The sequence below is a fragment of the Streptomyces taklimakanensis genome (genome assembly GCF_009709575.1).
Lineage (GTDB): Bacteria > Actinomycetota > Actinomycetes > Streptomycetales > Streptomycetaceae > Streptomyces > Streptomyces taklimakanensis.
In genome coordinates this window covers 1,785,548-1,809,776 of sequence record NZ_WIXO01000001.1, presented here as the reverse complement: position 1 = coordinate 1,809,776, position 24,229 = coordinate 1,785,548, and the positions used below count along the sequence as shown (strand labels likewise).

20 protein-coding genes and 2 tRNA genes are annotated in these 24,229 nt (G+C 71.5%); 16 read left to right on the top strand and 6 right to left on the bottom strand.

Annotated features, from left to right (window positions below; all coding sequences use genetic code 11):
* Positions 1-131: 131 nt before the first annotated feature.
* Positions 132-2,735: an aminopeptidase N gene (gene pepN / locus F0L17_RS07980; RefSeq protein WP_162465949.1), complete on the bottom strand. Its 2,604-nt coding sequence runs from the start codon at positions 2,733-2,735 to the stop codon at positions 132-134.
* Positions 2,736-2,990: 255 nt separating this feature from the next.
* Between pepN and F0L17_RS07975 the strand changes: the two genes are divergently transcribed.
* Positions 2,991-3,629 carry a mycothiol-dependent nitroreductase Rv2466c family protein gene (locus F0L17_RS07975; RefSeq protein ID WP_155073324.1) on the top strand — a complete coding sequence of 213 codons (639 nt, stop codon included), beginning with the start codon at positions 2,991-2,993 and terminating at the stop codon, positions 3,627-3,629.
* A 136-nt stretch (positions 3,630-3,765) separates the two neighbouring features.
* Here the strand turns inward: F0L17_RS07975 and F0L17_RS07970 are convergent, their stop codons facing one another.
* Positions 3,766-5,208: an amino acid permease gene (locus F0L17_RS07970; RefSeq protein WP_155070513.1), complete on the bottom strand. Its 1,443-nt coding sequence runs from the start codon at positions 5,206-5,208 to the stop codon at positions 3,766-3,768.
* A gap of 371 nt (positions 5,209-5,579) precedes the next feature.
* Here F0L17_RS07970 and F0L17_RS07965 point away from each other — a divergent pair, with 371 nt between their 5' ends.
* The 3 genes from F0L17_RS07965 to F0L17_RS07955 are packed head-to-tail and all read left to right on the top strand — an operon-like array spanning position 5,580 to position 7,534.
* The gene (locus F0L17_RS07965) at positions 5,580-6,185 is read left to right on the top strand and encodes a biotin transporter BioY (RefSeq protein WP_155070512.1); all 606 of its coding nucleotides are present in this window, start codon (positions 5,580-5,582) and stop codon (positions 6,183-6,185) included.
* Positions 6,186-6,209: 24 nt separating this feature from the next.
* The gene (locus tag F0L17_RS07960; RefSeq protein ID WP_155070511.1) at positions 6,210-6,698 is read left to right on the top strand and encodes a ribose-5-phosphate isomerase; all 489 of its coding nucleotides are present in this window, start codon (positions 6,210-6,212) and stop codon (positions 6,696-6,698) included.
* Positions 6,699-6,706: 8 nt separating this feature from the next.
* On the top strand, positions 6,707-7,534 hold the full coding sequence (locus F0L17_RS07955) for a DNA-formamidopyrimidine glycosylase family protein (RefSeq protein WP_162465948.1): 828 nt from the start codon (positions 6,707-6,709) through the stop codon (positions 7,532-7,534).
* Between the two features lie 45 nt (positions 7,535-7,579).
* Here the strand turns inward: F0L17_RS07955 and F0L17_RS07950 are convergent, their stop codons facing one another.
* Complete coding sequence (locus F0L17_RS07950) at positions 7,580-8,812, bottom strand: GNAT family N-acetyltransferase (RefSeq protein ID WP_155070510.1); 1,233 nt, start codon at positions 8,810-8,812, stop codon at positions 7,580-7,582.
* 113 nt (positions 8,813-8,925) lie between these two features.
* Here F0L17_RS07950 and F0L17_RS07945 point away from each other — a divergent pair, with 113 nt between their 5' ends.
* Positions 8,926-10,080 carry a PP2C family protein-serine/threonine phosphatase gene (locus tag F0L17_RS07945; RefSeq protein WP_155070509.1) on the top strand — a complete coding sequence of 385 codons (1,155 nt, stop codon included), beginning with the start codon at positions 8,926-8,928 and terminating at the stop codon, positions 10,078-10,080.
* Between the two features lie 56 nt (positions 10,081-10,136).
* The gene (locus F0L17_RS07940; protein ID WP_162465947.1) at positions 10,137-10,871 is read left to right on the top strand and encodes an endonuclease V; all 735 of its coding nucleotides are present in this window, start codon (positions 10,137-10,139) and stop codon (positions 10,869-10,871) included.
* Positions 10,872-10,885: 14 nt separating this feature from the next.
* Here F0L17_RS07940 and F0L17_RS07935 read toward each other — a convergent pair whose 3' ends face one another.
* The gene (locus F0L17_RS07935; protein WP_155070508.1) at positions 10,886-12,079 is read right to left on the bottom strand and encodes an acyltransferase family protein; all 1,194 of its coding nucleotides are present in this window, start codon (positions 12,077-12,079) and stop codon (positions 10,886-10,888) included.
* Between the two features lie 467 nt (positions 12,080-12,546).
* Here F0L17_RS07935 and F0L17_RS07930 point away from each other — a divergent pair, with 467 nt between their 5' ends.
* Complete coding sequence (locus F0L17_RS07930; protein ID WP_155070507.1) at positions 12,547-12,741, top strand: hypothetical protein; 195 nt, start codon at positions 12,547-12,549, stop codon at positions 12,739-12,741.
* A 90-nt stretch (positions 12,742-12,831) separates the two neighbouring features.
* Here F0L17_RS07930 and F0L17_RS07925 read toward each other — a convergent pair.
* A tRNA-Gly gene (locus F0L17_RS07925) sits at positions 12,832-12,905 on the bottom strand.
* Between the two features lie 130 nt (positions 12,906-13,035).
* On the opposite strand from F0L17_RS07925, the gene F0L17_RS07920 reads away from it, so the two are divergent.
* From F0L17_RS07920 to clpX, 5 genes are all read left to right on the top strand, one after another.
* Positions 13,036-13,112: transfer RNA gene (locus F0L17_RS07920), tRNA-Pro, on the top strand.
* A 95-nt stretch (positions 13,113-13,207) separates the two neighbouring features.
* Positions 13,208-14,605 (top strand): trigger factor, encoded by a 1,398-nt coding sequence (tig, locus tag F0L17_RS07915; RefSeq protein ID WP_162465946.1) that lies wholly within the window; start codon positions 13,208-13,210, stop codon positions 14,603-14,605.
* A 249-nt stretch (positions 14,606-14,854) separates the two neighbouring features.
* Entirely contained in the window at positions 14,855-15,457 is a 603-nt protein-coding gene (locus F0L17_RS07910) for an ATP-dependent Clp protease proteolytic subunit (protein WP_155073320.1), read from the top strand.
* Between the two features lie 64 nt (positions 15,458-15,521).
* Complete coding sequence (locus F0L17_RS07905; RefSeq protein WP_155070506.1) at positions 15,522-16,208, top strand: ATP-dependent Clp protease proteolytic subunit; 687 nt, start codon at positions 15,522-15,524, stop codon at positions 16,206-16,208.
* A 180-nt stretch (positions 16,209-16,388) separates the two neighbouring features.
* The gene (clpX, locus tag F0L17_RS07900; protein WP_162465945.1) at positions 16,389-17,678 is read left to right on the top strand and encodes an ATP-dependent Clp protease ATP-binding subunit ClpX; all 1,290 of its coding nucleotides are present in this window, start codon (positions 16,389-16,391) and stop codon (positions 17,676-17,678) included.
* A gap of 92 nt (positions 17,679-17,770) precedes the next feature.
* Here clpX and F0L17_RS07895 read toward each other — a convergent pair whose 3' ends face one another.
* Entirely contained in the window at positions 17,771-18,724 is a 954-nt protein-coding gene (locus F0L17_RS07895) for a hypothetical protein (protein ID WP_155070505.1), read from the bottom strand.
* Between the two features lie 145 nt (positions 18,725-18,869).
* On the opposite strand from F0L17_RS07895, the gene F0L17_RS07890 reads away from it, so the two are divergent.
* The 4 genes from F0L17_RS07890 to ndk all read left to right on the top strand — a co-directional run bounded on the left by F0L17_RS07890 (position 18,870) and on the right by ndk (position 24,025).
* The gene (locus F0L17_RS07890) at positions 18,870-21,518 is read left to right on the top strand and encodes a valine--tRNA ligase (protein WP_162465944.1); all 2,649 of its coding nucleotides are present in this window, start codon (positions 18,870-18,872) and stop codon (positions 21,516-21,518) included.
* Positions 21,519-21,605: 87 nt separating this feature from the next.
* A complete protein-coding gene (gene folC / locus F0L17_RS07885; RefSeq protein WP_162465943.1) occupies positions 21,606-23,162 on the top strand; it encodes a bifunctional tetrahydrofolate synthase/dihydrofolate synthase in 1,557 nt (518 codons plus the stop codon).
* A 5-nt stretch (positions 23,163-23,167) separates the two neighbouring features.
* Entirely contained in the window at positions 23,168-23,509 is a 342-nt protein-coding gene (locus F0L17_RS07880) for a DUF4233 domain-containing protein (RefSeq protein ID WP_162466768.1), read from the top strand.
* A 102-nt stretch (positions 23,510-23,611) separates the two neighbouring features.
* Positions 23,612-24,025, top strand: a complete 414-nt coding sequence (gene ndk / locus F0L17_RS07875) for a nucleoside-diphosphate kinase (RefSeq protein WP_155070504.1) — start codon at positions 23,612-23,614, stop codon at positions 24,023-24,025.
* Positions 24,026-24,229 lie beyond the last annotated feature (204 nt).

Sequence of the window (24,229 nt, the reverse complement as noted above, 5' to 3'; positions counted from 1 at the left end):
ACGGGCCGACTGCCGGAGACGAGTGGGGCGTCGACGACGGAAGCGGCCCCGACCCCGCACGTCACCGGCCCTCGCCCCACCCGGTGGGACGAGGGCCGACGGCGACGTGCGGAGTCGGGGCCGGGGTCGGCTCAGGCGGACGCCGCCGCGTCGCACCGCTGCGCGCGCAGGGCGCGCGCCGTGTCGTCGCGCGCCTCCGACACCAGTCGCCGCAGCGCCGGAGGGGCGTCCTCGTGGGCCGCCAGCCAGGTGTCCGTCAGCTCCAGCACCCTCGCGTCGTCCTGGAGGGCGGGGTACAGGCCGCGGACGATCGCCATGCCGATCTCGATCGACCGCTCGGCCCAGACTCGCTCGATCGCCTCGAAGTACCGCTCCGCGTACGGCGCCAACAACTCCCGCTGCCCCGGCTGGTCGAAGCCGGAGATGGTCGCCTCCACCAGCGCGTTGGAGAGCCGGTCGGAGTCCACCACGTCCGTCCACGCCCGTGCCTTGACCTCGGGGGACGGCCGTGCGGCCAGGCAACGCACCTGGTGCCGCCTGCCGGAGGCGGTGTCGTCGCGGGCCAGTTCGGCGGCCAACCGCGCCTCGTCGGCGACGCCCCGGGCGGCGAGGGTCGCCAGGAAGGCCCAGCGCAGCTCCTGGTCGACGTCCAGCCCGTCGATCCGGCCCGTTCCCTCCAGCAGCCGGTCCAGCACCTGCAGGTCGTGCTCGTCGTGCGCGACGGCCGCGAAGAACCGCGCCCAGGCGAGCTGGTGGTCGCTGCCGGGGGTGGCCTGCCGCAGGTGCCGCAGCGCGCCGTGGGCGAGCAGCCGCGCGCCCTCCTCGCGCCACGCGGGCGCCACGTAGTGCACCAGAGCCGCGCGCGCCCAGGCGTGCAGCATCTGCACCACGCCGATGTCGCTCTCCTGGCCGCCGAAGCGCAGCACCAGGTCGAGGAAGTCGCGCGCGGGCATCAGCCCGTCACGGGTGAGGTTCCACAGCGCCGACCAGCACAGCGCGCGGGCCAGGCCGTCGGAGACCGAGCCCAGGTGGGACCGGAGCGTGGCCAGCGACGCCTCGTCGAAGCGGATCTTGCAGAACGTCAGGTCCTCGTCGTTGACCAGGATCAGCTCCGGGCGCTCGACGCCGACCAGTTCCTCCACCACCGTCCGCGCGCCGGTGACGTCCACCTCGGCCCGGGCGTAGCGCTCCAGCGGGCCCCCGGCCACCTGGCGCCGGTAGAGGCCGACGGCGACCCGGTGGGGACGCAGCACGGGGTGCGAGTCGGGCGCCTCCTGGGCGATCGCCAACTCGGTGATCCGCCCCGCGGAGTCGTAGGTGGCGTGCGGGGCGAGGGAGTTGACCCCGGCGGTGCGGAGCCAGGCCCGCGCCCACTCGCCCATGTCGCGTCCGGAGGTCTCCTCCAACACGGCCAGCAGGTGCTCCAGCCTGGTGTTTCCCCATGCGTGGCGCTTGAAGTACCGCCGCGCGCCCTCCAGGAAGGCGTCGCGCCCCACGTACGCCACGAGCTGCTTGAGGACGGACGCGCCCTTGGCGTAGGTGATGCCGTCGAAGTTGAGCTTGGCGTCCTCCAGGTCCCGGATGTCGGCGGTGATCGGGTGCGTGGAGGGGAGCTGGTCGGCGCGGTAGGCCCACGACTTGCGACGGTTGGCGAAGGTGATCCAGCCCTCGGTGAAGCGGGTGGCCTCCACCATCGAGAAGGAGCCCATGAAGTCGGCGAAGGACTCCTTGAGCCACAGGTCGTCCCACCACTCCATGGTGACCAGGTCGCCGAACCACATGTGCGCCATCTCGTGCAGGATGACGTTGGCCCGGCTCTCGTAGGAGGCGTCGGTGACCTTGCCGCGGAAGACGTACTCCTCGCGGAAGGTCACACAGCCGGGGTTCTCCATCGCGCCGAGGTTGTACTCGGGCACGAACGCCTGGTCGTACTTCCCGAACGGGTACGGGTAGTCGAAGTGGTCGTGGAAGAAGTCCAGGCCCTGCTTGGTGACGGCGAAGATGTCGTCGGCGTCGAAGTGACGGGCCAGCCCCCTGCGGCACAGCGCCCCCAGCGGGATCACCAGCTCGCTCCCGTCGGGCATCTCGCGCCGGTAGACGTCGGTGACGTGGTGGTAGGGGCCGGCCACGACGGCCGTGATGTACGTGGAGATCGGCTTCGTCGTCGCGAACCGCCAGATCGCCGCGCCGTCCCCCACCGGCTTCGGGTCGCCCTCGCGCGCGCCGTTGCTCAGCACCGTCCAGTCGGCGGGGGCGGTGACGGTGAAGGTGAAGGGAGCCTTGAGATCGGGCTGTTCGAAGTTGGCGAACACCCGGCGGGCGTCGGCCGGCTCGTACTGGGTGTAGAGGTAGGTCTCCCCGTCCTCGGGGTCGAGGAAGTGGTGCAGGCCCTCGCCGGTGCGGCTGTAGGCGCAGTGGGCGTCCACGGTCAGGACGTTCTCGGCGACCAGGCCGTCCAGGGCGACGCGGGTGCCGTCGAAGACCTCGTCCACGTCCAGCTCGCGACCGTTGAGCGTCACCGAGGAGACGGCGGGCGCCACCAGGTCGGCGAAGGTGGCGGCCCCGGGCTCGGCACAGCGAAAACGGATGGTGGTGGTGGAGCGGAAGGTACGAGGTCCGTCCCCGGTGTGGGGCCCGACCGCCGAGCGCAGGTCGAGCGCGACGTCGTACCCGTCCACGGTCAGCAGCCGGGCGCGTTCCCGGGCCTCGTCACGGGTCAGGTTCTCACCGGGCACGGTGTGACTCCCTCGTCTCACATGGCGAACACAGAAGGTCAGGATCGCATGCGCGGTCGTGCCGCCGTACGGGCGGGCGGCCGGTCGGACGGCCGGGCGGCGGGGAAGCGGGCCCGGGAGCGGGCCCGGAGCGGGGCGCGGGAATCACCGCGCCGCTCCCGCGCGTTCCCCTGGGCGTGTTTCCGCGGCGGCCGGTCCCGCCCGCCGCCGTCCGCCCGAGCGACCACGAACCGCGAGGAGATCCACATGTCACGGATGCCCGAGAAGGCGAACAGAGTCACGGCCGACTTCTGGTTCGATCCCACCTGCCCGTGGGCCTGGATGACCTCCCGGTGGATGCTGGAGGTGGAGAAGGTGCGGCCGGTCGACGTGCGGTGGCACGTGATGAGCCTGGCGGTGCTCAACGAGAACCGGCTGGACGAGCTGCCGCAGCACTACGTCGACCTCGTGCAGGCCGCCTGGGGCCCGGTGCGCGTGCTGATCGCCGCCGAGCAGAAGCACGGCCCGGAGGCCCTCGGCCCGCTCTACACCGCGCTCGGCACCCGCTTCCACAACCAGGGGCGCCCCAACGAGCGCGCCACGATCGTCGAGGCGCTGGAGGAGGCCGGGCTCCCGGTGGAGCTGGCGGACGCGATGGACTCCGACGCGTACGACGAGCGGCTGCGCGCCTCGCACGAGGAGGGCATCGGGCTGGTCGGCCAGGAGGTCGGCACCCCGGTGATCGCCGTACCGGGCGCGGACGGGGAGCGGACGGCCTTCTTCGGCCCGGTCGTCACCCCCGCCCCCAAGGGCGAGGCGGCCGCGCGGCTGTGGGACGGCACTTTGATGGTGGCCTCCACCCCCGGCTTCTTCGAGCTGAAGCGGACCCGCACGGAGGAGCCGCGCTTCGACTGAGCCGCGTCCGCGCCGCCGTCGGGACCGCCGCGAGCGGCGAACGGAAGCGGAAGACGACGGGGACGGTTCCCGTGGTGGGCGCCACGCCGGCGCTCGGGAGCCGTCCCCGTTCCCGTCCGTCTCCTCCCCGCCCCGGCTACCGCCGGTCGTCCGCCCCGGCGGAGGGGGCGGCGTCCGTGCCCGCCCGCCGCTGTCGCACCAGACCGGCCACCGACAGGGCCACGGTGAGGGCGGCGGTGAAGGCGAGCTGGGTGCGGGTGTCGCCCTCGCGGAGCATCAGCAGCAGCACCGCCGCCACGCCCGCCAACGACGCCCAGGTCAATCCGGGGAACAACCACATCCGCACCACCAGCCGCTCCGGTGCCTCCCGCTCCAGCCTCCGGCGGGTGATCAGCTGGGAGACGGCGATGAAGCTCCACACCACCAGCACGGCGGCGCCCACCATGTTCAGCAGCCAGGCGAAGACGGTGTCCGGCCACCAGAAGCTGAGCAGCACCGCGAAGAACCCGAAGGCGGAGGAGGCGAGCACCGTGCGGCGCGGCACGCCGGCGGTCACCTTCCCCAGGAAGGCGGGGCCCTCGCCCCGGGCGACCAGGGAGTACGCCATGCGCGAGGCGCCGTAGATGTTGGCGTTCATCGCCGACAGCAGCGCGACGAGCACCACCACGTTCATGACCTCGGCGGCGGCCGGGATGCCCAGGTGGTCCAGGACGGCGGCGTACGGGCCGGAGAGCACCGACGGGTCGTCCCAGGGGATCAGGGTGACGATCACCGCGATCGAGCCGACGTAGAACAGCGCGATGCGCCACATCGCCGTGCGCACGGCCTTGGCCACGCCCCGGATCGGATCCCGCGACTCGGCCGCCGCGATGGTCACCGTCTCCAGGCCGCCGTAGGCGAAGACGGAGGCCAGCAGGCCCACCACCAGGCCCTCGGTGCCGTTGGGCAGGAAGCCGCCCCGCCCGGTGAGGTTGGCGGCCCCGGGGGACTCGGTGCCCGGCAGCAGGCCCAGCACGGCCGACAGGCCCAGCACGAGGAAGGCGACGATCGCGACGACCTTCAGGGCGGCGAACCAGAACTCGTACTCGCCGAAGTTCCGCACCGCCAGCAGGTTGGTTCCGCTGAAGACCGCCATGAAGACGGCCACCCACAGCCACTGTGGGGTGCCCGGCAGCCAACCGGCCATGATCGTCGCAGCGCCCAACGCCTCCACGGCGACGGCCACGCACAGCAGCGTCCAGAAGATCCAGCCCGCGGTGAAGCCGGCCCAGGGGCCGATCGCGCGCTCGGCGTGGACGGAGAAGGAGCCCGAGGCGGGATGGGCGGCCGACATCTCGCCCAGCATCCGCATCACCAGCATCACCAGCAGCCCGGAGAGGGCGTAGGCGACGACGATCGACGGGCCGGCGGCGGCGATGCCCGCGCCGGAGCCGACGAAGAGGCCCGCGCCGATCACGCCGCCGAGGGCGATCATCGACAGGTGGCGCTGTTTGAGGCCGTGGCCGAGGGACGAGTGCTCGGTACCGTTCGGGTCCCGGTGGGGGGAGCCGGCGGGCTTCAGCTCGGGGGTGCCGGACATGGGGAGGTGCCGTCCAGGGGTCGGGGAGGGGGCGGGGGAACGGAGCAACGCGCTCCGAACTCGGCCAGTGTGGGGGGCGCACCCCACCGGCGGCAACGGTCTCCGGAAGCCTGCCCGCCATCCGGACCACTTGGTCACAGACCGTGCACAATCCACGGGCGGCCCGGATACGCCCCGTGGCGGAGCCCCGGCCGAGCCGCCCCACCCCGGTCCCTGTCGCTCCCACCCACCCGCCCCCCGATTCCTCCGGCCGTCCTCCACAAGCCCCGTCGGCACTTCTTTGTCGCCAATCTCACGGGTGGACGGGGGGTAACGTCGGTTAACGTCGGGGCGTCCCCGAAGTCCCGTGACCCCAGACAACCGGAGCCGTGATGAGCACTTCCACCACCACAGCCACCGTCCGCCCGGGCGCGGTCCTCGCCGACGTCCTGCCCGCCTCCACCGCCGCCCGCGCCCGGGTGCGCGACGCGGCGCTGGTCCTCGGCGGTGCCGTGCTCACCGGTGTGGCCGCCCAGCTCGTCGTCCCCGTGCCGGGTTCGCCCGTCCCCGTCACCGGCCAGACCTTCGCCGCCCTGCTCGTCGGCGCCGGTCTGGGGGCCCGTCGGGCGCTGGCCTCCCTCGGCCTGTACGCGGCCGCGGGCGTGGCCGGGATGCCGTGGTTCGCCGAGGGCGGCTCCGGCGCCGCGATGCCCTCCTTCGGCTACATCCTGGGCATGCTGCTGGCCGCCGTCGTCGTCGGCGCCCTCGCCCGCCGCGGCGGCGACCGCGGGGCGCTGCGCACCGCCGGGACGATGGCCGTGGGCACCGCGGTCATCTACGCGATCGGCGTTCCCTACCTGGCCCTGGCCACCGGCATGTCCCTCGGCCAGGCCGCCGCCGCCGGACTGGTGCCCTTCCTGGTCGGTGACGCCCTCAAGGCGGCCCTGGCCATGGGAGCCCTCCCCGCGGCCTGGAAGCTGGTCGGCCGGAACGCCTGAGCGGCCCCTGAATAGACTCTGCCCATGCGCGTCTACCTCGGCTCCGACCATGCCGGTTACGAACTGAAGAACCACCTCGTCCAGTGGCTGAAGGAGGCCGGGCACGAGCCGGTCGACTGCGGCCCGCACATCTACGACGCGGCCGACGACTACCCGCCCTTCTGCCTGCGCGCGGCCGAACAGACGGCCGACGACGAGGACGCCCTCGGCATCGTCATCGGCGGCTCGGGCAACGGCGAGGTCATCGCCGCCAACAAGGTCCGCGGCGTGCGGGCCGCCCTGGCCTGGAGCCGGGAGACGGCACGACTGGGGCGCGAGCACAACAACGCCAACGTGATCGGCATCGGTGCCCGGATGCACTCCACCGAGGAGGCCGTCTCCTTCGTGGAGACCTTCCTGGAGACCCCGTTCACCGAGGACGAGCGGCACGTCCGCCGCATCGACATGCTCTCGGCGTACGAGCGGACGGGCAACCTCCCGCCCATCCCGGACCACCACCCGCGACAGGACTGATCCGACCCGTGCCCGAGGGCCACACCATCCACCGGCTGGCCGCCGACCTCGACGACAGGTTCGGCGGCCGGCCCGTACGGGCCGACAGTCCCCAGGGGCGCTTCGAGGCGGGCGCCGCCCTCGTCGACGGCCGGACGCTGAGCGCCGCCGACGCCCACGGCAAGCACCTCTTCCTGGGCTTCGACGGGCCCGCCGGGGGCGACTGGATCCACATCCACCTGGGTCTGTACGGCTCCTTCCGGCACGGCGCCGGCCGGCCGCCCGCCCCCGTGGGGCAGATACGGCTGCGCCTGGCCACCGACGAGGCCCCCTTCGCGTACGCCGAGCTGCGCGGCCCCAACACCTGCGAGCTGATCACCGACGAGGCCAGGCGGGCCGTCGGCGAGCGGCTGGGCCCCGACCCGCTGCGCGCCGATGCCGACCCGGACCGGGCCTGGGCGCGGATCTCCCGCAGTCGCACCACGGTCGCCGCGCTGTTGATGGACCAGAAGGTCGTCGCCGGGGTCGGCAACGTCTACCGCGCCGAGGTCCTCTTCCGGCACGCCATCGACCCGTACCGGGCGGGCAGGGACCTCACCCGCGCCGAGTGGGACGCGATCTGGACGGACCTGGTCGAGCTGATGCGCGAGGGCGTGCGCGACAACCGCATCGACACCGTGCGGCCCGAACACACCCCCGAGGCGATGGGACGCCCGCCGCGCGTGGACGACCACGGCGGCGAGGTGTACGTCTACCGCCGCGCCGGGATGCCCTGCCACATCTGCGGCGAGGAGGTGCGCACCGCCCCCCTCGCCGCCCGCAACCTCTTCTGGTGCCCCGCCTGCCAGCGGTCCTGACCGGGGCCGTCGGGGCCGGGCCCCGACGGCCGGCCGCTTCCCGCCTCAGAAGCCGTGCGGCAACCAGGGCGCGACGGGCCAGGAGAAGGCGCCGGCCGCCTCGGCCAACGCCCCGGACCGCAGCTCCCGCACCCGTCCGGTGCCCGCCAGCGCGGTCAGGGAGGTGTCGCCCAGGTACGCCGCGCCCAGGTCGCCCACGGTCAGCGCCAGCCCGGCCGGGGCCTCGGTGCGGACACACTCGGCGCCCGAGGCGTCGCCGGTCAGCCGCCAGCGCCCGGAGTTCCACGGACAGAAGGCGTCCTCCACCTCCAGCACCACGTCCACCGGCGCCGCGTACCGCCGCGCCGCCAGTGCCGCGCCCACCTCCACCGGACGCAGGTGCAGCGAGTCCCGGAAGCGGACGCCACAGCGCCGGGCGTCGTCCACCATGTGCTGCCACGGGTCGTCCACCGGCCGCGGCCCCACCTGGAGCGTCGAGGTCAGATCGATTCCCCACAGGAAGCGCCACAGCGCCCCGTACGCCGCCGGATCCAGCGCCTCCAGATCGTGCAGCACCACCGTGCCCTTGGGCCCGGCCACGTCCCACTCCGGCCGGACGGCGAAGCGCGCGTAACCGCGCAGTTCCCCGTCGACCTCGGCCAGTACGCAGCGCCGCGGCGACGCGCCCTCCCGCCGGCTCTCCGGATCGAGCACGCCCAGCCGCTCCCAGCCCGGGAGCCGCCGGAGCATCCCCGGCCGGCCGGGCACCAGGCGGGCGTAGAGCGCCTCGCACGCGTCCAGCACCGCGGTCGGATCCGCCTCCCGCAACCGGACCCCGTCCGCGTCCGGCGGCACCGTCAGCCGGACGCGGGAGGTGTCGATCTCGGCACGCAACTGTCGGGAGGCGATGCCGTAGCCGAAGCGTCCGTAGATCGCCGGTTCGGAGGCCACCAGGATCGCCAGTGGTTCGCCGGCGGCCCGCACGTCGTCCAACTGGCGTCGCATCATGGCGCTGAGGACGCCTCGGCGCCGGTGCGTCGCCGCCACGCTCACCGCCGTCACGCCGGCCGTGGGCACGACCGCGCCGCCCGGCACCGACAACCGGAAGGAGAACGAGCCCGCCGTGCCGACGATCCGGCCGTCGTCCCAGGCGGCGATCGCCCGCTCGAATTCGGTCAGGGCCCGCCACGTCTCCCTCTCCTCGGGCGACTCGGGGACACCGCCGAAGGCGAGTTCGAGGTTGGCGTACCACTCGTCCCACTGGTCGGGGCGTAGTTTCCGGAGATCCGTGCTCGTCATGGGCCCATCCCTATCAGGGCGGAGGAAACGAGGCGACTGGATATCGAACACGGCTTCTGTCACCCCGTATCGGGAATCGACGCACCCCCGAACGGGTGGATAAGGTCCCTGGCATGGCAGGTCGTACGGGCAGGGTTCCCCCAACGCCCCGGTGGTACCAGGCCCGTAGGGCCGTGCACCGGGTCCGTACCGCCCTGCGCCGCTCCGCCGTCGACTACTTCCGGGGCGACGGCTCGGACTGGATCGCCTTCGCCGCGCTGCTGGCGGCCGTCCCGGCCCTCACCTGGGCCACGCTCGCCGAGCCGCTGTGGTTCGCGCCCGAGAGCCTGGTGCTGCCGGTCGTCGTCGGTGGCCTGCTGCTGCGCCCGGCCAGTCTGCTGGTGCTGTACGCCGCCGCGGCCGGCGCGCTGATAGTGGAGGCCACGGTGCTCGGCCCGTACACCGCCGGCCCCGGCCGGGTCACGCCCGGCACCATCCTGGTGGTGGCCGCGGTGGGGCTCTCCGGCCTGCTGGTGGCCCAGTTCCGCAGCCGGGTGGGCGTGCCCTGGAGACGCGGCGGCACCATGCTCTTCGACCTGCGCGAACGCATCCGCGTCCAGAGCAAGCTGCCGAAGCTGCCCGCCGGCTGGCACCGGGAGATGGCGTTGCGCCCGGCGGGCGGCCAGTCCTTCTCCGGCGACTTCGTGGTCGCCGCGCTCACCGGGCCCGACCGCCGCACCCTGGAGGTCGTCCTCACCGACGTCTCCGGCAAGGGCATGGACGCGGGCTCCCGCGCGCTGCTGCTGTCCGGCGCCTTCGGCGGTCTGCTGGGCTCCCTGCCGCCGCACGCCTTCCTCCCGGCCGCCAACGCCTACCTGTTGCGCCAGGACTGGCAGGAGGGCTTCGCCACCTCCGTCCACCTCGTCCTGGACCTCGACAGCGGCGACTACGAACTGTTCTCGGCCGGCCACGTTCCCGCCCTCCAGCGGAGCGCGGGCAGCGGATGCTGGGAGGAGAAGGCCGGCGAGGGGCCGCTGCTGGGTGTCTACGACGGTGCCCGGTTCGACGCGGTCAAGGGCAGTCTGCGCCCCGGCGACGTGCTGATGCTGTTCACCGACGGCCTGGTGGAGAGGGCCGACCGCGAACTGGCCGAGGGCATCGACCGACTGACGGGCGAGGCCGACCGCTTCGTGGTCGCCGGCTTCGAGGGCGCCGCCTGGCACCTGATCGAGGCGGTCGCCCGGGACGTCAACGACGACCGGGCCCTGCTGCTGCTCCGGCGCGACTGACGGCGGTCCGGGGCGGTCCGCGGGGCGGCCGGGGCGAAGGGGGAGAGGGAGGGAACGTGGAAGCGCCGACGGACCGGTGGTGGCCCGCCACGGAGGCGGAGGCGATCGCCGAGCAGGAGCGGATCCGGCGGGCCGCGGACCTGACCTCCCCCGGCCCCGCGCCGGGGGAGGTGCGCAGGATCGCCGGGGTCGACGTCTCCTACGACGAGGAGAGCGGCCTGACGGTCGCCGCGGCCGTGGTGCTGGACGCCGGGACCCTGGAGGTCGTCGAGGAGGCCGTCCACACCGGACGCGGCGGCTTCCCGTACGTGCCCGGCCTGCTGGCCTTCCGGGAGTTGCCCGGGGTGTTGGCGGCTCTGGAGAGGCTGTCGGACCCACCCGAACTGGTGGTCTGCGACGGCTACGGCTACGCCCACCCCCGCCGGGCCGGGCTGGCGGTGCACCTGGGGGTGCTGACCGGGCTGCCGTGCTTCGGCGTGGCCAAGTCGCCCTTCGTCTTCTCCCACACCGAGCCGGGACCGGCGCGCGGGGACTCCTCGCCGCTGTTGGACGAACGGCGGGACCCGCCCGAGGTGGTGGGGCGGGCGCTGCGCACCCGGTCGGGCGTCAAGCCGGTGTTCGTGTCGGCCGGTCACGGGATCGGCCTGGAGCACGCCTGCGCCCACACGCTGCGCCTGGCGCCCCGCTACCGCCTTCCGGAGACGACGCGCGGCGCCGACGGGCTCGGCCGCAGGGTCCTCGGTGGGATCACCGGGGGACGGCGGGAGCCGCGCGGCGCCGCGCGACGGTAGCGATGTCCTTCGGGTCAGCGCCGCACGGGGTCCCGAGGGGCGCTCGCGGACCGCTCGCGGTCCGGTCCGGCTCCGGTCGGGCCGGTCGGGCCGGAGCCGGGCTCGCGGAAGAGCCACTCCACGTTGGGTTCCACCACGGGGCGCGCCAGCCGCCGTACCAGCGGGGTGCACAGCACCACGGCCAGGACCGTGAAGACGGCCGACACCGCGATCTCACCGGCCGGGGTGGCGACCCACGCCACGTCGTACCAGCCCAGGAAGCGCGCGGTCAGGATGAAGAAGCCGTGCAGCAGGTAGGCGTAGAGCGTGCCGGTGCCCAGCGCGGTGAACCAGGTGCGACGCCGGGGCACCAGGGCGAGGAAGCACGCGGCCAGCACCAGGGAGCAGACGGTCAACGCCAGGGTCATCGACGCGCCCGTCCACCAGGGCACGCCCAGTTCCTGGCCGCTGTTGTTGCGGTAGAACCAGGACGGGTTCATCCGGGGCACCGACCAGTAGGCGAAGACCAGGGCCGCCGGCAGGACGAGCCCGGCCGCCCACCGCACCGCGCGGTGCCGCAGGAGCTCGAAGTGCTCGCGGCGCAGGTTGAGCCCGATGACGAAGAACGGCAGGAACTGCAGGATCCGCTGAAGGTGCAGGTCGCCGCCGGTCTGGGGGGAGACGGAGGCCAGCAGGGAGATCCCCACCGCCAGCGGGACGGGCCACCGCACCACCTGCCACAGCGGGGTGGTCAGCCGCCAGACGAACAGCGCCAGCAGGAACCACGACAGGTACCAGGGGTCGAGCAGGCTGATGGGGTGGTCGACGGAGTCCCCGACCCGCCGGTACAGGGTGTAGGCGGTCTCGAAGACCACGTACGGCACCACCACGGTGGTCACCAGCCGCCGCAGACGTCCCGGACGCATGTCGAAGTTCCGGGAGAGGTAGCCGGAGAGGACGATGAAGGCCGGCATGTGGAAGGCGTACACGAAGTTGTACGCGGCCTGCACGGCCCGCGAGTCGCTCAGGAGCGGCCCCCAGGCGTGGCCCACGACGACCAGCACGATCGCCAGGAACTTCGCGTTGTCGAAGAACGCGTCCCGCCGCCCGGCGCTCCCGGAACCGCCAGGTCCGGTCGGGGTGGCCTCCGGTGCCGACGACACCGGGCGCGGGGCCGTGTCCGGCCGGTCCGGGGGGAGTGGGGAACGCTCGTAGCCAGCGTGGAACATCTGCCGCACCTTAATGGGATTCGAACCGCAGGTAAATCCGCGCTGCCCCTCCCACCCCCGGAGGCATTTTCACTCCCGGACGCCTCCGGCCGCTCCCGCGGGCCGTCCGGACGGTGCGACGGTGGATCTCCCGGAGGGATGCCCGTTGTGTGGGCAAGGGCGACGCCGGTCGGAAGCCATGCGTCTTTTGTGCCCGAAATATCGGTGATATCGACAATGGGGTGTCGTTCCCCCGATCGGACCTCCCGGCGCGCACCGACGGCGGTGGGGTCCGGTGGGGGTGGCGTGCCCGTTCCCGCCGGGCCGGAGTCCGGTTGTCGCAGACACGCCCGGAAGCTCTCGATCCGTCTTCTGCCTCCACCTGGGCGGGAGTTGGTGGCACGATGGTCACCGGCGGGGACGCGGCGGAGGGTCCCCGGGCCGGCGTCGCCGGTCCAGAGGCGTTGCGACCGAGGGTGTGATCAGTTGTGGCCATTTCACTGTCGGTGGTGCTACTCCTGGCGATCATCATGATCGTGCTCATTCGGGGTGGCTCACTGAAGGCGGGGCCCGCGTTCGTCGCGGCCCTCTTCGGCTTCTTCCTGGCCTCCACGGGCATGGCCCCGTCGATAAACCGCTTCCTCAACTCGCTCGCCGAGTCGATCAACCAGATCAGCTTCTGAATCCCGCCCGCCCCGTCGGTTCCGCCGCTGGCGAACGGGCGGCAACGACACCACGGCCCGGCTCCCCTGGGGGGAGCCGGGCCGTGGCCGTGGAGCGGGCGACGGGAATCGAACCCGCGTAGCCAGTTTGGAAGACTGGGGCTCTACCATTGAGCTACGCCCGCAACGCGCCGTGGATCGCCGTGGATCACGGAGTGGACCGATCATAACCGGATGATCCGGGCCGGCCAACCGGCGGTGACCGTTCGCGGCACGCTCCGCATCGTACGGCATGTACGCTACGTGTCGCACGGACGGGGTGTGGCGCAGCTTGGTAGCGCGTCCGCTTTGGGAGCGGAAGGTCGTCGGTTCGAATCCGGCCACCCCGACCACGTACTATGAAAGACGCGCCTGTCTGTGTCGTGTCTGCGTGCGGGGCGCCTCAACAAGTAGAAGTTCCCAGCAGTCAGCCCCAAGGAGACCGACCGTGAAGAGCGCCGTGGAGACCCTGAACCCCACTCGGGTTCGGCTCACTGTCGAGGTGCCCTTCGAGGAGCTCAAGCCCAGCCTCGACGCGGCGTACAAGAAGATCAACCAGCAGGTCACGGTGCCCGGCTTCCGCAAGGGCAAGGTGCCGGCCCGGGTGATCGACCAGCGCTTCGGCCGCGGTGCGGTGCTGGAGGAGGCGGTCAACGACGCGCTTCCCAAGCTCTACCAGGAGGCCGTCGAGGAGGGTGAGCTGAGCCCGCTGGGCCAGCCCGAGGTCGACATCACCGAGCTGAAGGACAACGAGCTTCTCGCCTTCACCGCCGAGGTGGACATCCGCCCGGCCATCGAGATCCCGGACTACTCCGGCATCGAGGTCACCGTCGACGCCGTCGAGGTCACCGACGAGGACGTGGAGAAGTCGGTCGAGCAGCTCCGCGAGCGCTTCGCCTCCACCACCGTCGTCGAGCGCGCCGCCGCCGAGGGCGACGTCGTCAAGATCGACCTGGAGGCCCGGGTCGACGGCGAGGTCCTGGAGGACGGCGTCGCCAAGGGCATCGACTACACCATCGGCTCCGGCGAGCTGCTGGACGGCATCGACGAGGCCGTCACCGGTCTGGAGGCCGGCGGTTCGGCGACTTTCACCTCCGAGCTCAAGGGCGGCTCCGCCGCCGGTCGCGAGGCCGAGGTCACGGTGGAGGTCACCTCCGTCTCCGCCCGTGAACTCCCCGAGCTGGACGACGACTTCGCCCAGATGGCCAGCGAGTTCGACACCCTCGAGGAGCTGAGGGCCGACAGCCGCAAGCGCCTGGAGCGGATGAAGAGGTACGACCAGGCCACCCAGGCCCAGGAGAAGGTGCTCGACGAGCTGATCGGCCTGGTGGAGGTCCCGATCCCGGAGAAGCTCCTCCAGGACGAGGTCAACACCCGCAAGCACAACCTGGTCAACCACCAGCTCTCCCAGATGGGCATGGACCTGGAGACCTACCTGAAGCTCCAGGAGAAGTCCGAGGAGGAGTTCGAGACCGAGCTCAAGGAGCAGGCGGAGAAGGGCATCCGCACCCAGTTCATCCTCGACGAGCTGGTCAACAAGGAGAAGCTGAACGTCAGCCAGGAGGAGCTCACCGAGCACCTCATGCGGCGTGCCCAGTCCTCCGGCATGAGCCCCGACCAGTTCGCCCAGGCCGTCGTCGAGAGCGGCCAGGTGCCGATGCTCGTCGGCGAGGTCGCCCGCGGCAAGGCCCTCGCGGTCGTCGTCGAGGCCGCCAAGGTCACCGACTCCAACGGTGACGTCGTCGCCCTCGACGACGAGGACGAGGACGGCGAGACCGTCGAGGCCTCCGCCGAGCAGCAGGGCGAGAAGCGGGCCGACGAGGAGTCCGGCACCTCCGAGGACTGATCCCGGGAACGCCCCCGTACGACGGAACGGGCCCGTGCGCGACACCGCGTGCGGGCCCGTTCGCGTACGGCGGAACACGCCGACCTCACCTGCGGGAACGCTCCCTGCGCTGACAGCGAACAGTTCTCGGACCGGGATGGCGCGTCAGGACCCGCGCGTTAGGGTCCCAAGTACAGACAAGACCCCAGAGACGGCCCTGTGAGAGACCGCAGCCGTCCGACACGAGCAGGTGGACACGTGACGCTTCCGATGCCTTCCGCCGCCACCGAGCCGACCATCGGTGGCCTCGGCGACCAGGTCTACAACCGGCTGCTCAACGAGCGGATCATCTTCCTCGGCCAGCCGGTCGACGACGAGATCGCCAACCGGATCACCGCTCAGCTGCTCCTCCTGGCCGCTGACCCGGACAAGGACATCTACCTCTACATCAACAGCCCGGGTGGCTCCATCACGGCCGGCATGGCGATCTACGACACCATGCAGTACATCAAGAACGACGTGGTGACCATCGCGATGGGCCTGGCCGCGTCCATGGGACAGTTCCTGCTGAGCGCGGGCACCCCCGGCAAGCGCTTCGCCCTCCCGAACGCGGAGATCCTCATCCACCAGCCCTCCGCGGGCCTGGCGGGCTCGGCCTCGGACATCAAGATCCACGCCGAGCAGTTGCTGCGCACCAAGAAGAAGATGGCGCGGCTGTCCGCGCTGCACACCGGGCAGTCCGAGGAGCAGTGGAACCGCGACGCCGACCGCGACCGCTGGTTCACCGCCCAGGAGGCCAAGGAGTACGGCCTGATCGACGAGGTCTACGGCTCCGCCGCGCAGCTCCCGGGTGGTGGCGGTACGGGCGCGTGAGCGCCCCGAGCCCCGTAGCCCGGCACCGCAGCCAGTCCATCTCTCCAGAACGGTGTACAGCCCCATGAACAGTCAGCACACCTTCCCCGGCGCCGGCATCTACGACCGGCTGGAGGCCCGCTACAACGGCCCCTCGCCCGAGGCCCGGTACGTCGTTCCGCGCTTCGTGGAGCGCACCTCGCAGGGCGTGCGGGAGTACGACCCGTACGCGAAGCTCTTCGAGGAGCGCGTGATCTTCCTCGGCGTGCAGATCGACGACGCCTCCGCCAACGACGTCATGGCGCAGCTGCTGTGCCTGGAGTCGATGGACCCGGACCGCGACATCTCGATCTACGTCAACAGCCCGGGCGGGTCCTTCACGGCGCTGACGGCCATCTACGACACGATGCAGTTCGTCAAGCCGGACATCCAGACCGTCTGCATGGGGCAGGCGGCCTCCGCCGCGGCCGTGCTGCTCGCCGCCGGTACCCCCGGCAAGCGGATGGCGCTGCCCAACGCGCGGATCCTGATCCACCAGCCGTACAGCGAGACCGGCCGCGGTCAGGTCTCCGACCTGGAGATCGCCGCCAACGAGGTCCAGCGGATGCGGACCCAGCTGGAGGAGATGCTGGCCAAGCACTCCAGCAAGCCGATCGAGCAGATCAGCCAGGACATCGAGCGGGACAAGATCCTCACCGCCGAGGAGTCGCTCGAGTACGGGCTGATCGACCAGATCATCTCCACCCGCAAGACCTCCGTGGGGATGGGTTAGGCTCGACGGATTCCCCGAACATTTCCGCCCCCCTCGGGTCGAGTCGGTCCGAGGGGGGCCCACTCGGGGGGTCGGGCAGGGTACCGTCATAAGGGGTCCGGGGGCCGCCCCCGCGAAGGCCCAGAGCAAGCACCCGGGTTCGTGGAACTCGACGGATCCCAGGCGAAGGAGAAGCACCTCGTGGCACGCATCGGTGACGGCGGCGATCTGCTCAAGTGCTCGTTCTGCGGCAAGAGCCAGAAGCAGGTGAAGAAGCTCATCGCGGGGCCGGGCGTCTACATCTGCGACGAGTGCATCGACCTCTGCAACGAGATCATCGAGGAGGAGCTCGCCGACTCCTCGGAGATGCGCTGGGAAGAGCTGCCCAAGCCGCGCGAGATCTACGAGTTCCTGGAGGGCTACGTCGTCGGCCAGGAGGCGGCCAAGAAGGCGCTCTCCGTCGCCGTCTACAACCACTACAAGCGGGTGCAGGCGGGTGAGAACGGCGGCTCGCAGGGCCGGGACGACGGCATCGAGCTCGCCAAGTCCAACATCCTCCTGTTGGGCCCCACCGGCTCCGGCAAGACGCTGTTGGCGCAGACCCTCGCCCGGATGCTGAACGTCCCCTTCGCCATCGCCGACGCCACCGCCCTCACCGAGGCCGGTTACGTGGGCGAGGACGTCGAGAACATCCTGCTGAAGCTGATCCAGGCCGCCGACTACGACGTCAAGAAGGCCGAGACCGGGATCATCTACATCGACGAGATCGACAAGGTCGCCCGGAAGAGCGAGAACCCCTCGATCACCCGCGACGTCTCCGGTGAGGGCGTGCAGCAGGCGCTGCTGAAGATCCTGGAGGGCACCACGGCCTCCGTCCCGCCGCAGGGCGGACGCAAGCACCCGCACCAGGAGTTCATCCAGATCGACACCACGAACGTGCTGTTCATCGTGGGGGGCGCCTTCGCCGGTCTGGAGAAGATCATCGAGTCGCGGGCCGGCGCCAAGGGCATCGGTTTCGGCGCCACGATCCGCTCCAAGCGCGAGATCGAGGCGAGCAACCAGTTCGAGGAGGTCATGCCCGAGGACCTGGTCAAGTTCGGCATGATCCCGGAGTTCATCGGCCGGCTGCCGGTCATCACCTCCGTCCACAACCTCGACCGCGAGGCGCTGCTGAAGATCCTGGTCGAGCCGCGCAACGCGCTGGTCAAGCAGTACCAGCGGCTCTTCGAGCTCGACGGGGTCGAGTTGGACTTCGACCGCCCGGCGCTGGAGGCCATCGCCGACCAGGCGATCCTGCGCGGCACCGGCGCCCGAGGACTGCGGGCGATCATGGAGGAGGTGTTGATGTCGGTGATGTACGAGGTGCCCTCCCGCAAGGACGTGGCCCGCGTGGTGATCACCGCCGACGTCGTCCACTCCAACGTCAACCCCACCCTGGTGCCCCGCTCCCGCGGCGAGACGGGCCAGGGCCCGCGCGAGAAGAGCGCGTAGGGACGGGCGGGAGCGGTCCCGAACGACGAGAAGGCGGCGGGGCCGCCCGGAGTGATCCGGGCGGCCCCGCCGCTTGCGTCGTTCGGGTGTGGTCACTCGATCTCGACGAGCACGTCGCCGCGGAGCTTCGCCACCAGCTCGGCGGCCTCGTCGAGGCTCTGGCTCCTACCGGTGATCACCGAGGCCACGTCGGTGGTCACGGAGTACGCGACGGTGCTGTGGTCGCCCCATATGCAGTAGGGGATGGTGAAGTTCTGGCCGATCTCCGAGGAGCCGTCACCGGTGATCTTGATCTCCTGGCACTTCAGGACCGCGTTCTCCAGGCCCTCGGGGGTGAACTCCTTCGGCTCGCCGACGAGCTCGGCCGTCCCCTCGTCGCCGCTCTCGCCGATGCCGGGGGACTCGTTGGCCTTCTCCTCGATCACCTTGAACATGGCGTCGACGACCGCTTCGGGATCCTCGACCTCTCCCCACACACCGCTGAAGGTCAGCAGCTTCTGGTTGACGGGGCTGTCCCCGGCCTCGTAGTTGGCGGCCGCGGTCTGCGGGTTCTCGACTCCGAGCCCCTCGATCTCCTTGATGTCCTCCGCGTCCAACTCGTCCCCGTCGTCGGCGGCCTTCTTGTACTCGCCGCCGAGCACCGTCTCGGGCGTGGTCAGCTTGTACCGCCTGCCGTCGTCGGCGATGTCGCCGCCACCACTGCCGCCGAAGAGGAGCCAGGCGCCGACCGCCAGCGCGGCCACGACCGCCACGGCACCGACGACGATGCCGATCGTCTTGCCCTTGCCGCCACCGCCCGGCGGGGGCGGGGGCATGTGACCGCCGGGCTGCTGCGGGTAGCCGTACCCCGGCTGTTGCGGGTAGCCGTACCCCGGCTGCTGCGGCTGTTGCGGGTAGCCGTACCCCGGCTGGGCCGGGGGCATCCCCATCCCGGGCTGCGGCTGCCCCTGCGGGTGCTGCCCCGGCTGCTGCGGATGGCCGTAGCCGCCCTGCGGGTGCTGCCCGCCGTACGGGCCCGGCTGTGGAGGCGGCTGGTTGTGGCTCATGCTGGGGCTCCCCCTTTGACGAACATGGTTGACGACATGTGCGTGCGTACGCGGCTCCCATCCTGTCGGACGGTGCCGCCGGCGGGCGCACCGGACCCCCAAACCGGTTCGAGACTGTCGCAGAGCGGCCCGTACACTGGCCGTCGTGACCGAGAACACTCAGCAGAGCCCGCCCCCCGCCGGGGCGGAGCCTTCGAACAGCGCCCATGCCAGTCTGCCGACCCAGTACGTTCCGGCCGAGGTAGAGGAGAAGCTGTACGAGCGCTGGGTGGAGCGCGGTTACTTCGAGGCGGACGCCGGAAGCGACAAGCCGCCGTACGCGATCGTCATCCCGCCGCCCAACGTCACCGGCAGCCTGCACCTGGGCCACGCCTTCGAGCACACGCTGATCGACGCCCTCACCCGCCGCAAGCGGATGCAGGGCCACGAGACGCTGTGGCAGCCGGGCATGGACCACGCGGGCATCGCCACCCAGAACGTCGTCGAGCGCGAGCTGGCCAAGGAGGGCAAGTCCCGCCACGACCTGGGCCGCGAGGCGTTCGTCGAGCGCGTGTGGCGGTGGAAGGCGGAGTCCGGCGGCCGGATCTCGGGCCAGATGCGACGGCTGGGCGACGGCGTCGCCTGGTCGCGCGAGCGCTTCACCATGGACGAGGGGCTCTCCCGCGCCGTTCAGACGATCTTCAAGCGGCTCTACGACGACGAGCTGATCTACCGGGCCGAGCGGATCATCAACTGGTGCCCGCGCTGTCTGACGGCCATCTCCGACATCGAGGTGGAGTACGCCGACCAGGACGGCGAACTGGTCTCGATCCGCTACGGCGAGGGCGAGGACTCCATCGTCGTCGCCACCACCCGCGCCGAGACGATGCTCGGCGACACCGCCGTGGCCGTCCACCCCGCCGACGAGCGCTACACCCACCTCGTCGGCACCGAGATCGAGCTGCCGCTCACCGGCCGGCGCATCCCGGTCGTCGCCGACGAGCACGTGGACCCCGAGTTCGGCACCGGTGCCGTCAAGGTCACCCCGGCGCACGACCCGAACGACTTCGAGATCGGCCGCCGCCACGACCTGCCGAACGTCACGGTCATGGACGAGCACGCCGTGATCACCGCCCACGGCCCGTTCCAGGGCCTGGACCGGCTGGAGGCCCGTTCGGCGGTCGTCGCCGCGCTGCGCGCCGAGGGCCGGATCGTCGCCGAGAAGCGCCCCTACGTCCACTCCGTCGGCCACTGCTCGCGCTGCAAGACCACCATCGAGCCGCGGCTGTCGATGCAGTGGTGGGTGAAGGTCGGCCCGCTGGCGAAGGCCGCCGGTGACGCGGTGCGCGACGGGCGGGTCACCGTCCACCCCCGGGAGATGGAGAAGCGGTACTTCGACTGGGTCGACAACCTCCACGACTGGTGCATCTCCCGCCAACTGTGGTGGGGCCACCGCATCCCGGTCTGGTACGGCCCGAACGGCGAGACGGTCTGCGTCGGCCCCGACGAGGAGCCCCCGACCGGCGAGGGCTGGCACCAGGAGAGCGACGTCCTGGACACCTGGTTCTCCTCCGGCCTGTGGCCGTTCTCCACGCTCGGCTGGCCCGAGCGGACGGAGAGCCTGGCGAAGTTCTACCCGAACTCCGTCCTGGTCACCGGCTACGACATCCTCTTCTTCTGGGTCGCCCGGATGATGATGTTCGGGCTGTACGCGATGGACGGCACCCCGCCGTTCCACCGGATCGTGCTGCACGGCATGGTCCGCGACCAGTTCGGCAAGAAGATGTCGAAGTCCTTCGGCAACGCGGTCAACCCGCTGGACTGGATGGACACCTACGGCTCCGACGCGCTGCGCTTCACGCTCGCCCGCGGCGCCAACCCCGGTGTCGACGTCCCCATCGGCGAGGACTGGGTCCAGGCGTCCCGCAACTTCGCCAACAAGGTCTGGAACGCCACCCGGTTCGCCCTGATGAACGGCGCCACGGTCGAGGGCGAGCTGCCCGCGCCCGAGGAGTTGTCGGCGACCGACCGGTGGATCCTCTCCCGGTTGAACACGGTCGTGGCCGAGGTGGACGCCCACTACGACGACTACCAGTTCGCCAAGCTCTCCGACCTTCTGTACCACTTCGCGTGGGACGAGGTCTTCGACTGGTACGTCGAGCTGTCCAAGACCACCTTCGCCGAGGGCGGCGAGGCGGCCCGGCGCTCCGCCCGCGTCCTGGGCGAGGTCCTCGACGTCACCTTGCGACTGCTCCATCCGGTGATGCCGTTCGTCACCGAGACGCTGTGGACGACGCTGACGGGCCGGGAGTCCGTCGTGATCGCCGACTGGCCGGCCGACTCCGGCTTCCGTGACGCGGCGGCCGAGGAGGAGATCGCCACCCTCCGGCAGGTGATCACCGAGGTCCGCCGCTTCCGCGCCGACCAGGGCCTCCAGCCGGGCCAGCGCGTCCCGGCCCGCCTCGCCCTGGAGGGGACTTCGCTGGCGGCGCACGAGACGGCCATCCGCTCCCTGTCCCGGCTCCAGCCCGAGGGCGAGGGCTTCCGGACCACCGCCTCGCTTCCGGTGGCGGGCGCCAGGGTCGAGCTGGACCTCTCCGACGCGATCGACTTCGCGGCCGAGCGCAAGCGGCTGGCGAAGGACCTGGCGGCGGCGGAGAAGGAACTGGCGCAGAGCACGGCCAAGCTCGGCAACGAGGGCTTCCTGGCCAAGGCCCCCGACCACGTGGTCGCCAAGATCCGGGACCGCAGGGCGCGGGCCGAGGCGGACATCGCCCGGATCACCGCCCAGTTGGACGCGCTCCCGCAGGGCTAGGGCCGTCGAAAACGGGTAGTACGACCGGTGCGACGAGAGAGCCCGGGCCGGGCGTGGCGGCTGCCGCTGTCTCCGTACACTGAAACGGTGAGTGAGCACCCTCCGCACGACCCGCACGACGGTCCCGGCGACGACACCGGCGAGGACGTCGGCCCCGACGACCCCGCGGACCGGTTCGAGGAGATCGTCGGCGCCGAGACCGACCGGGACCCCGACCTCGCCGTGATCGAGGCGGGCAGCCGCACCCTGCGCACCCAGGCGGGCCCGCCCCCCGCCGACCTGCCCACCCGGCCCGAGGACCCGGAGGTGGACCGCGAGCTGCGCCACGTCGAGGCCGAACTGCTCGGCCGCTGGCCCGAGACGCGGCTGGAGCCGTCCCTGGAGCGGATCGCCGCGCTGATGGACCTCCTCGGCGAGCCGCAGCGCTCCTACCCCGCCATCCACGTCACCGGCACCAACGGCAAGACCTCCACCGCCCGCATGATCGAGGCGCTGCTCGGCGCGTTCGAGCTGCGCACCGGCCGCTACAGCAGTCCGCACGTGCAGTCCATGACCGAGCGGATCAGTCTGGACGGCGCGCCGATCTCCCCCGAGAAGTTCATCGAGACGTACCGGGACCTCAAGCCGTACGTCGAGATGGTCGACGCCTCCTGCGCCCACCGACTGTCGTTCTTCGAGGTCGTCACCGGCATGGCGTACGCGGCCTTCGCCGACGCGCCCGTGGACGTGGCGGTCGTCGAGGTCGGCATGGGCGGCAGTTGGGACGCCACCAACGTGATCGACGCGGGCGTCGCCGTCGTCACCCCCATCTCCCTGGACCACACCGACCGGTTGGGCACGACGCCCGAGGAGATCGCGAGGGAGAAGTCCGGCATCGTCAAGCGGGACGCCACTGTCGTCCTGGCCCAGCAGCCGGTGGAGGCGGCCTCGGTGATCCTGCGGAAGGCCGTGGAGATGGACGCCACGGTCGCCCGTGAGGGCCTGGAGTTCGGTGTGGTCTCCCGGGAGGTCGCCGTCGGCGGTCAGCTGCTGACGCTGCGCGGGCTGGGCGGGGAGTACCCGGAGGTGTTCCTGCCCCTGCACGGCGCCCACATGGCGCACAACGCCGCCGTGGCGCTCGCCGCGGTCGAGGCGTTCTTCGGCATCGGTTCCGAGCACGCCCGTGCCCTGGACATCGACGCCGTCCGGGCGGCCTTCGCCTCCGTGACCTCCCCGGGCCGGCTGGAGGTGGTGCGCCGCAGCCCCACCGTCGTCCTGGACGCCGCGCACAATCCGGCGGGGGCCCGGGCCACCGCCGCGGCGATCACCGAGGCGTTCGGCTTCAGCCGGCTGGTCGGAGTGGTCGCCCCCAGCGCGGACAAGGACGTGCGTGGGCTGCTGGAGGCGTTCGAGCCGATCTTCGCCGAGGTCGTGGTGACCCGCAACGCCACCACCCGCGCCATGGACGTGGACGAGCTGGCCGCCCTGGCCGTCGAGGTCTTCGGCGAGGAGCGGATCCAGGTCGAGCCGCGGCTGGACGACGCGTTGGAGGAGGCCATCACCCTGGCCGAGGAGGAGGGCGAGTACGCGGGCGCGGGCGTGCTGGTGACCGGATCGGTCGTCACCGTCGGCGAGGCCCGGCTGCTGCTCGGAAAGGACAGGTGACGACGGTGCGTACGCTCTGCGCCGCCACGCTCGTCGGGGAGTTCCTGGTCATCGGCTTCGCCTCCCTGGTGGCGATGCGGCTCGGCGACCTGCCGGCGTCGACGGTGTGGACGGTCGGCGGTGTGGCGATGGTGCTCTGCCTGCTGCTGTGCGGGGTGCTCGGCCGGCCCGGCGCGCTCCGGATGGGGTGGGCGCTCCAGATCGGCCTGATCGCCTCCGGCTTCGTCGTCCCGGCGATGTTCTTCCTCGGTACGCTCTTCGCCGGTCTGTGGTGGGCGTCGGTCCACTTCGGCCGGAAGATCGACGAGGCGAAGGCCCGGAACGCGGCCGCGGCCGACACGGCCTGACGGTGGTGGGGCGGGTGCCGCCGGGGCGGGGACGGCTTCCCTGTAACCTCTGAGCACCCGTAAACCCGTGACACCGTCGATTCCCCCAAGGAGCCGCCGACCATGAGCCAGCGCACCCTCGTCCTCCTCAAGCCCGATGCCGTCCGGCGGGGGCTGATCGGTGAGATCGTCGGACGCATCGAGCGCAAGGCCGGATGGACGATCAGCGCCCTGGAGCTGCGCGCGCTGGACCGCGAGACGCTGGAGCAGCACTACGCCGAGCACGTCGGTCGCCCGTTCTACGAGCCGCTGCTGGAGTTCATGACCTCGGGGCCGGCCGTGGTGATGGTCGTCGAGGGCGAGAGGGTGATCGAGGGGGTGCGCGCCCTGGCGGGTCCGACCGACCCGATCGCCGCGGCGCCCGGCTCCATCCGGGGGGATTTCGGAACGATCGTGCGTGAGAACCTCATTCACGCGTCCGACTCCGAGGAGTCCGCCGAACGGGAGATGAAGATTTTCTTCCCCTCCCACTCCTGATCGGCTGTCAGGCCTGCAAAACCCTTGACCTGGGGCGATCGATGGAATTCGATCGCCCCATCGTGGATTCGCCCCCAGTCGGGGGAACGAATCACCCGGACGCGACGTCCTCACATATGGGGATGACTCGTGTTCCGCCGACAATGACGGAGGAGGAACCCTCCCACCGCGTTCGAACGAGCGCGACTACGATGGAAACTTCTC